We start from the raw sequence: 8,498 nt of genomic DNA, 5'->3' as shown, positions 1-8,498 counted from the left end.
CCGCCGTGCCGGTCGACCGGCAGGCCGTTTACCGTCGATCGTTCCAGCAAAAATGGCATGATCTCGGTTTTATGAAAAATACGCGTGACCAGCTCACAGTCTTTGAGATTGTAGGTGGCGAGTGCGGGCTTATCCTGGGCAAACCGGCGATCTATTTCGTCCATCCTGTCCCAGGGATTATCTATCGACTTCCCTTCGCCCAGCAGCTCCTGTGACACCGTTTCCAGCGAAAAGGATGAGAAATTCCAGAATGCGGATTTAAGCGCCTCAATGCCGTCGATAATCAGGCGACCTTTAGCCTGCGCGAAGAATACGCCGTTTTTGAAGCCATGTTCGCGCCACTCCAGCTCGCTATTGTCACGGCCAAAACGCAGGGGAATGCGGTAACGTTCAGCATGCTTTTGCAGGACGCGTAAATCGAATTGCACGACGTTCCAGCCGATTACCACATCAGGATCGTGACGGGCAATCCAGTCGTTGAGCTTTTCCAGTAACTGCGGGCGGCTTGCGACGTATTCAAGTTCAAAATCCAGCGCTGAGGCATCGCCGTTTGCCGGGCCGAGCATGTAGACAATACGCTGCCCACAGCCTTCAAGGCCGATACAGTAGAGTTCGCCGTGGCGCGTGGTTTCGATATCCAGCGAGACCCATTTCAGCGGCGGTCGATAGTCAGGGTTCGGCTTCAACCGGGCATTAACCAGCGTACCGTTATGTCTGTCGCCTTCAACCCAAACAGGCGAGGTGATAAAACGCTCCATCAGATACCGTTCCGGCGGACGCACGTCGGCCTCGTAGACGGTAATTGCGTTTTCACGCAGCAGCTTTTCCAGCCGCATGAGCTGGCGATGTGAGCAGCAATACAGGCCGGAAACGGGCTGGCGGTGGAAGTCTTGCAATTGCAGCGGCGTCAGACGATAGCCGTTTTCATTGCGTAATAATGACGCTACGCGAGAAACCTGACTGACAGGAATAAACGCGACCGACTCCTGAGGAGCGAGCGTGACCTGTAGCGGCCCGTCGTCAGTAGCCAGCCAGAATGAGACCTCAGTTCCCTGCGGGGTATCCCGCCAGTGCCGGGTTAAAATAAAGCCTGCCTGCGCCACGCTGCTTACCCATTAAAAAACCAGGCATTATTATAGCCTGGTTTACACGATTGTACTGTTATTTTGTACAGTTAAAAATGAGAGCTGCGGGAAGTTATTGTGACAGTAACAGTAAAATGCCCTCCGCAGTAAAAGTGTTACAGGATAGGCTTTGATATTTAATAAATGAATGCCTTAATTGAAAAACTCTTCCTTTAATTATTTTATTGGCCTGTCATGGCTATTTGTATCTATTATTCTTTTGTAATTATATTTGTTTCATAAATTGGAAGTCCGTTTCAGGATTTTTATGTCATTTTCGGAATCGTGCTCGTACGATTTTGTTACTTATCCCTCGGTTCAGGAAAAATGGTTCTTTTTTTTATTTGTTTTTATTCATGGTTAGTGTAACTATTTTAATCAAACACTCGGGTTACCAGATTGAATATAATATATTTTTATGGCTTGCTATTGTCTGGATAAAAACGGATTTTCGGTTCGATTTCGTCGGGAATATCTCTCTGTATAATTTGATTTTTATCGCTGAATATAATTTTATTCATCTGATAGCTCGGGTGTTTTATATCAATAGCTTGGGTGCGTAGTGTTATGGAGGCCTATTATGGATATTTATACTCAGGCGTTACAGGTAGGATATGATCACTATTTATTTGTTAATACTCAGTTATCTAACCCTACAATTAAATCAGTAAGTCAATATATTGAGTATAGAACGTGGTCAGGTCAAATTTGGCGTACTGAGGTTATTGAACGTGGGAATGCTTTCTTTCACTGGCAAGGGCATGACAGAATAAATGGTCATCGTGATACGGTGATTAATTATCTGTTGAATGGACAGCGCTGGCAGTCAACGATTACAGATTACATTTTCTTTCATTCACTGGATGGTGAAGAGGCGCAGGGACATTATGACAACGTGATTAAATACGTTTGTGCTAATAACTGTGTGTATCGAAGTGCGTTTGCGGAATATATAAAGGAATAACCAGAGAGCGCGCCACCGAGATTCCGGGCGCGCTCAGATTGTTTTCACTGACCGTAGTAGGCTTTTGCGCCGTGTTTACGTAGGTAATGTTTATCTAACAGGGTTTGCTGCATATCCGGCAATTGCGGCGCGAGCTGGCGACAGAAGATCCCCATGTAGGCGACTTCTTCCAGCACGATGGCGTTGTGTACCGCATCTTCGGCGTTTTTTCCCCACGCAAACGGACCGTGAGAGTGCACCAGCACGCCAGGCATCTGCGAAGCGTCAATGCCTTGTTTCTCAAAGGTTTCAACGATCACGTTACCGGTTTCCCACTCATATTCGCCGTTGATTTCTTCCTCGGTCATTTTCCGTGTGCAGGGAATCGATCCGTAGAAATAGTCCGCATGAGTGGTACCCGTGGCTGGAATCGACTGGCCCGCCTGCGCCCAGATGGTTGCATGACGCGAATGGGTATGAACAATGCCGCCAATGGTCGGGAATGCCTGATACAGCAGACGGTGGGTTGGGGTATCGGAGGAGGGTTTCTTCGTACCTTCTACAACCTCACCGGTGGCGATACTGACTACGACCATATCTTCTGCGGTCATAACGCTGTAATCGACCCCGGATGGTTTAATCACAAACACGCCGCGCTCGCGATCGACGGCACTCACGTTCCCCCAGGTCAAGGTGACCAGGTGGTGCTTAGGCAACGCCAGATTGGCTTCCAGCACCTGACGTTTGAGATCTTCTAACATGTTGATTCCTCTGTGCCGGATGGCGGGCAAGCGCAGAGCCATCCGGCAACAACATAATTAACGTTTAAAACCGTAATAGACGTCGTTCCAGCGCAGCGCGTCCTTAAAGGCCGGCAGGCGGGTATCGTTGTCGATCACGGCGATCTCGATATCGTGCATTTCAGCAAACTGGCGCATATCGTTCAGATCCAGCGCGTGGCTGAAGACGGTGTGGTGCGCGCCACCGGCCAGGATCCAGGCTTCAGATGCGGTCGGCAGATCAGGCTGGGCTTTCCACAATGCGTTAGCCACCGGCAGTTTCGGCAGGGAGTGCGGTGTTTGAACTGTGTCGATGCAGTTAACCAGCAGGCGATAGCGATCGCCAAGATCGATCAGGCTGGCAACGACTGCCGGGCCAGTTTTGGTGTTGAAGATCAAACGAGCGGGATCGTCTTTACCACCAATGCCGAGATGCTGAACATCGAGGATCGGTTTATCTTCCACCGCGATGGACGGGCACACTTCCAGCATGTGCGAGCCGAGCACCAGATCGTTGCCTTTCTCGAAGTGGTAGGTGTAATCCTCCATAAATGAGGTGCCGCCCTGCAGACCGGTTGACATCACCTTCATGATGCGAAGCAGAGCGGCGGTTTTCCAGTCGCCTTCGCCCGCAAAGCCGTAGCCTTGCTGCATCAGACGCTGTACGGCCAGACCCGGGAGCTGTTTCAGGCCGTGTAAATCTTCAAATGTCGTGGTAAAGGCGTGGAATCCGCCCTGTTCCAGGAAGCGCTTCATCCCCAGTTCAATACGGGCCGCTTCCAGTACGTTTTGACGTTTCTCACCGTGGACTTGCGTTGCCGCCGTCATGGTGTAAGTGCTTTCATACTCATCGATTAGCGCGTTGATTTCGCCGTCGCTAATGGAGTTCACTACCTGCACCAGATCGCCTACGGCCCAGGTATTTACCGAGAAGCCGAATTTGATCTGCGCAGCGACTTTATCGCCATCGGTGACCGCGACTTCACGCATGTTGTCGCCAAAACGGCAGACTTTCAGATGGCGGGTATCCTGTTTGGACACGGCCTGGCGCATCCAGGAGCCGATGCGTTCGTGCGCTTGTTTGTCCTGCCAGTGACCGGTGACCACGGCGTGCTGTTGACGCATACGTGCGCCGATGAAGCCGAACTCACGGCCGCCGTGCGCGGTCTGGTTCAGGTTCATAAAGTCCATATCAATGCTGTCCCACGGCAGGGCGGCGTTGAACTGGGTATGGAATTGCATCAGCGGCTTGTTGAGGATAGTCAGACCGTTAATCCACATTTTGGCCGGAGAGAAAGTGTGCAGCCAGACCACCAGACCTGCGCAGCGATCGTCGTAGTTAGCGTCACGACAAATAGCGGTAATCTCGTCAGGTGAAGTACCCAGCGGTTTTAAAACCAGTTTGCAGGGCAGTTTAGCTTCAGTATTCAGCGCGTTAACGACGTGCTCGGCATGTTGGGTTACCTGACGCAGGGTTTCAGGGCCATACAGATGCTGGCTACCAATCACAAACCACACTTCATAGTTATCAAAAATCGTCATTGTCGTGTCCTTAATGTGTCAGGGTTGCCTGGTCTACCGGGGTTTGTTGCGCCGGAGCGGCAGTCGGAAGGTATTGTTGTTCAGCGCTTATCGCCCACTGCTGGTAGCGGCGGTAAAGCTGTTCAAAACGTTGAGCCTGCTCTGGTCGAGGTTGCAGCGTGTTTTCCACGGCGCTTGCCATCTGTTGCTGAGCGGCTGGGATATCGGTGTGTACTTTCGCGGCAACGGCGGCAAAGATAGCCGCACCGAGTGCGCAGCACTGGTCTGAAGCGACAATCTGTAGCGGACGGTTGAGCACGTCACAGCAGGCCTGCATGATGACCGGATTTTTACGGGCGATGCCGCCTAGCGCCATTACGTTGTTAACCGCAATGCCTTGTTCGGTGAAGCATTCCATGATGGCGCGTGCACCAAAGGCGGTGGCGGCAATCAGACCGCCGAACAGCGCTGGCGCGTCGGTTGCCAGATTCAGATCGGTAATCACGCCTTTCAGACGCTGGTTGGCATTGGGCGTACGGCGACCGTTGAACCAGTCGAGCACCACCGGCAGGTGATCCAGCGACGGATTTCTCGCCCAGGCTTCGGTTAGCGCTGGTAGCAGCTGTTTTTGGCTGGCTTTAATCTGGGTCTTCAGCTCTGGGTGCTGCGTGGCAAGCTGCTCCAGCGGCCAGCTCAGCACACGGCTAAACCAGGCATAGATATCGCCGAACGCGGACTGGCCTGCCTCGAGGCCAATAAAATGCGGCACCACGCTGCCATCAACCTGGCCGCAAATGCCTTTCACTGCGCGCTCGCCGACGCTGTGTTTGTCAGCAATCAGAATGTCGCAGGTCGACGTGCCAATGACTTTCACCAGCGTATTGGGCTGTGCGCCCGCGCCGACCGCGCCCATATGGCAGTCAAAAGCGCCGCCTGCAATCACCACGCTTTCCGGTAGTCCCAGACGCTGCGCCCACTCGGCGCACAGGGTGCCAACCGGCAGGTCGGCTGTGAAGGTATCGGTAAACATCGGGTATTGCAGATGGCGGTTGAGGATGGGGTCGAGTTCGTCAAAGAAACTGGCTGGCGGTAGACCACCCCAGCTTTCATGCCACAGGGATTTATGCCCGGCGCTGCAGCGACCGCGACGAATATCCTGTGGACGTACGGTATTAGAGAGCAGGGCCGGAACCCAATCGCACAGTTCAATCCACGAAACCGCGGCCTCGGCAACCGCGTGGTCCTGACGGGTCACATGCAGGATTTTGGCCCAGAACCATTCGCTGGAATAAATACCGCCGATATAGCGGGAGTAATCGATCTTGCCCGGTGTGTGGCACAGACGGGTAATTTCTTCAGCTTCTTCTACTGAGGTGTGATCTTTCCACAGGACAAACATTGCATTTGGGTTTTCAGCGAACTCCGGACGCAACGCCAGTACGTTGCCGTCGGCATCGATGGGGGCCGGGGTTGAACCGGTGCTGTCAACGCCAATCCCGACCACTTCCGCACGCTGTTTAACGCTCAGTTCGGCCAGCACGGTTTTCAGCGCCGCTTCCATTGATTCAATGTAGTCGCGTGGATGATGGCGAAACTGGTTGTTTGGACCATCGCAATACTGTCCTTCCTGCCAACGTGGGTACCACTCTACGCTGGTGGCGATTTCTTCACCGGTGGCACATTCCACTGCCAAAGCGCGTACTGAATCACTGCCAAAATCGAGGCCAATTGCAATCGCCATCGTCTTACTCCATCCAAAAATACGGGTATGGATAAACAGTAGTTAGTAGGGATAAAAACCGTCAGGCAGGATTCGCTAATCTTATGGACTAAAATGCTGTGGCATCACAAAGTGTGACGCCGTGCAAATAATCAATGTGGACATTTCTGCCGTAGTTATAGACACTTTTGTTAGCCGATTTTAACGTTGGCGCAGTACATATTTTTTACAAAGTGCTTTTCACAAGCGGGGTTGATGGTCTATTACCGCAAACACAGCGACCCGCAGGGGCGACGGCAATGATGTCTGGCGTAATATGGACAAATTGTTTCTTAGCAGAACATAGGGAGTATTGAAATTATGGCTGAAACGCAAAACGATCCCCTGCTGCCAGGCTATTCGTTTAACGCGCATTTGGTGGCCGGATTAACCCCCATCGAGGCGAACGGATACCTGGATTTTTTTATCGACAGGCCGCTGGGTATGAAGGGTTATATCCTCAATCTCACTATCCGTGGCGAAGGGGTTATCAATAATCAGGGCAAACAATTTGTCTGTCGGCCTGGCGATATTTTGCTGTTTCCGCCCGGAGAAATTCACCACTACGGACGCCATCCTGATGCCAGTGAGTGGTATCACCAGTGGGTTTACTTTCGCCCACGCGCCTACTGGCAGGAGTGGCTGACCTGGCCGGCCATTTTTGCCCAGACTGGATTCTTTCGTCCGGATGAAGCACATCAGCCGCATTTTAACGAACTGTTTGGGCAGATAATTAACGCCGGGCAGGGAGAAGGTCGCTATTCCGAACTGCTGGCGATTAATTTACTGGAACAGTTATTGCTCCGCCGTATGGAAGCCATTAATGAATCGCTGCATCCCCCCATGGACAACCGCGTGCGCGACGCTTGCCAGTACATCAGCGATCACCTGGCGGACAGTAATTTTGATATTGCCAGCGTCGCACAGCACGTCTGCCTGTCGCCTTCCCGTTTGTCGCATCTGTTCCGTCAGCAGTTGGGTATCAGCGTATTAAGCTGGCGCGAGGATCAGCGTATCAGCCAGGCCAAGCTATTGCTGAGTACCACTCGTATGCCCATTGCTACGGTGGGGCGCAATGTTGGCTTTGACGATCAGCTCTATTTTTCTCGCGTTTTCAAAAAATGTACCGGCGCCAGTCCGAGCGAGTTTCGCGCCGGATGTGAATAAAAAGTGAATGATGTGTCCTGAAAGTTGTCATAACTCGCAATCTATTCAGACAATTGATGGCTTGACGAAGTTGAGACGGGTTATCAAAATCCCTGCTTCGTAAATCTGACGGACACATTATGCAAGCATTGCTGGAACACTTTATTCTTCAGTCCGCCCTGTACTCCCTGATCGCCGTACTGCTGGTGGCCTTTCTGGAGTCACTGGCGCTGGTTGGTCTGATTCTGCCCGGTACCGTGATGATGGCGGGGCTGGGGGCGCTGATTGGCAGTGGCGAACTGAACTTCTGGCATGCCTGGCTTGCGGGCATCATTGGTTGCCTGTTGGGGGACTGGATCTCTTTCTGGTTGGGCTGGCGCTTTAAAAAGCCGCTGCACCGTTGGTCGTTCATGAAAAAGAACAAGGCGTTGCTGGATAAAACCGAGCACGCGCTGCATCAGCACAGCATGTTTACCATTCTGGTGGGGCGTTTTGTGGGACCGACGCGTCCGCTGGTGCCAATGGTGGCGGGCATGCTGGATCTGCCTGTCGCTAAATTTATCGTCCCGAATATTATTGGTTGCGTACTGTGGCCGCCGTTCTACTTCCTGCCGGGGATCCTGGCGGGGGCGGCAATTGATATTCCTTCTGAGATGCAGAGCGGGGATTTTAAATGGTTGCTGCTGGCGACGGCGCTGTTGCTATGGGTAGGGGGCTGGTTTTGCTGGCGACTGTGGCGTAGCGGCAAAGCGGCAGTCGATCGCTTAACCGCGTATTTCCCCCGCAGCCGTTTACTGTATCTGGCGCCGTTGACGCTTGGGATCGGCGTGGTTGCGCTGGTGGCGTTACTGCGCCATCCGCTGATGCCGGTGTATATTGATATTCTGCGTAAAGTCGTGGGTTTCTGACGATTCTTTTGCCGGATGGCGCTGACGCTTATCCGGCCTGGGAAATCAATCACTCGGCTTTAATGCCCAAGAGCGTCGAGGCGCTGGCCTGACCGCTTAATAACTCATCCGTTTTGCCCTGCCAGGCGATGCGCCCGTCGGCGACCACAATCGAACGGGACGCAATTCGCGCCGCATCTTCTACGCTGTGGGACACCATCAGCAAGGTAAGCTGTTTATCGCGACAGACCTCGGCAACCAGCGTTAACATCTCCTGGCGCAGGGCGGGATCGAGCGCAGAGAACGGTTCATCAAGCAGCAAAATGGGTTGTTCCCGCA

The 8,498-nt window shown here is 52.7% G+C and carries 7 protein-coding genes and 1 pseudogene; 3 read left to right on the top strand and 5 right to left on the bottom strand.

What is annotated here, in order from left to right; genetic code table 11:
* Positions 1-1,103, bottom strand: a 1,103-nt coding sequence (locus FDW87_RS22825; RefSeq protein WP_305764075.1) for a 3'-5' exonuclease, incomplete at its 3' end; no start/stop codon positions are given.
* A 601-nt stretch (positions 1,104-1,704) separates the two neighbouring features.
* On the opposite strand from FDW87_RS22825, the gene FDW87_RS16095 reads away from it, so the two are divergent.
* Positions 1,705-2,088: a DUF4751 family protein gene (locus tag FDW87_RS16095; protein ID WP_016155677.1), complete on the top strand. Its 384-nt coding sequence runs from the start codon at positions 1,705-1,707 to the stop codon at positions 2,086-2,088.
* A gap of 44 nt (positions 2,089-2,132) precedes the next feature.
* Here the strand turns inward: FDW87_RS16095 and araD are convergent, their stop codons facing one another.
* The 3 genes from araD to araB are packed head-to-tail and all read right to left on the bottom strand — an operon-like array spanning position 2,133 to position 6,108.
* A complete protein-coding gene (gene araD / locus FDW87_RS16090; RefSeq protein ID WP_016151673.1) occupies positions 2,133-2,828 on the bottom strand; it encodes an L-ribulose-5-phosphate 4-epimerase in 696 nt (231 codons plus the stop codon).
* A 57-nt stretch (positions 2,829-2,885) separates the two neighbouring features.
* Entirely contained in the window at positions 2,886-4,388 is a 1,503-nt protein-coding gene (gene araA, locus FDW87_RS16085; protein WP_016155678.1) for an L-arabinose isomerase, read from the bottom strand.
* Between the two features lie 10 nt (positions 4,389-4,398).
* A complete protein-coding gene (gene araB / locus FDW87_RS16080; protein ID WP_075847948.1) occupies positions 4,399-6,108 on the bottom strand; it encodes a ribulokinase in 1,710 nt (569 codons plus the stop codon).
* 339 nt (positions 6,109-6,447) lie between these two features.
* On the opposite strand from araB, the gene araC reads away from it, so the two are divergent.
* Together araC and FDW87_RS16070 are read left to right on the top strand one after the other, a co-directional pair.
* Positions 6,448-7,293: an arabinose operon transcriptional regulator AraC gene (gene araC, locus FDW87_RS16075; protein ID WP_003018834.1), complete on the top strand. Its 846-nt coding sequence runs from the start codon at positions 6,448-6,450 to the stop codon at positions 7,291-7,293.
* A gap of 119 nt (positions 7,294-7,412) precedes the next feature.
* Complete coding sequence (locus FDW87_RS16070) at positions 7,413-8,180, top strand: DedA family protein (protein WP_016151676.1); 768 nt, start codon at positions 7,413-7,415, stop codon at positions 8,178-8,180.
* 49 nt (positions 8,181-8,229) lie between these two features.
* Here FDW87_RS16070 and thiQ read toward each other — a convergent pair.
* Positions 8,230-8,498: pseudogene (thiQ, locus tag FDW87_RS22820) on the bottom strand (thiamine ABC transporter ATP-binding protein); the annotation flags it as partial.

This window comes from Citrobacter sp. wls826, assembly GCF_005281245.1.
GTDB lineage: Bacteria > Pseudomonadota > Gammaproteobacteria > Enterobacterales > Enterobacteriaceae > Citrobacter > Citrobacter braakii.
This window is presented reverse-complemented; position numbering and strand designations above follow the sequence as displayed.

Excerpts from the sequence above, each read along its gene's own strand:
- FDW87_RS16095 (WP_016155677.1), top strand. The coding sequence starts at position 1,705 with ATGGATATTTATACTCAGGCGTTACAGGTAGGATATGATCACTATTTA.
- araA (WP_016155678.1), bottom strand. The coding sequence starts at position 4,388 with ATGACGATTTTTGATAACTATGAAGTGTGGTTTGTGATTGGTAGCCAG.
- araC (WP_003018834.1), top strand. The coding sequence starts at position 6,448 with ATGGCTGAAACGCAAAACGATCCCCTGCTGCCAGGCTATTCGTTTAAC.
- araB (WP_075847948.1), bottom strand. The coding sequence starts at position 6,108 with ATGGCGATTGCAATTGGCCTCGATTTTGGCAGTGATTCAGTACGCGCT.
- araD (WP_016151673.1), bottom strand. The coding sequence starts at position 2,828 with ATGTTAGAAGATCTCAAACGTCAGGTGCTGGAAGCCAATCTGGCGTTG.
- FDW87_RS16070 (WP_016151676.1), top strand. The coding sequence starts at position 7,413 with ATGCAAGCATTGCTGGAACACTTTATTCTTCAGTCCGCCCTGTACTCC.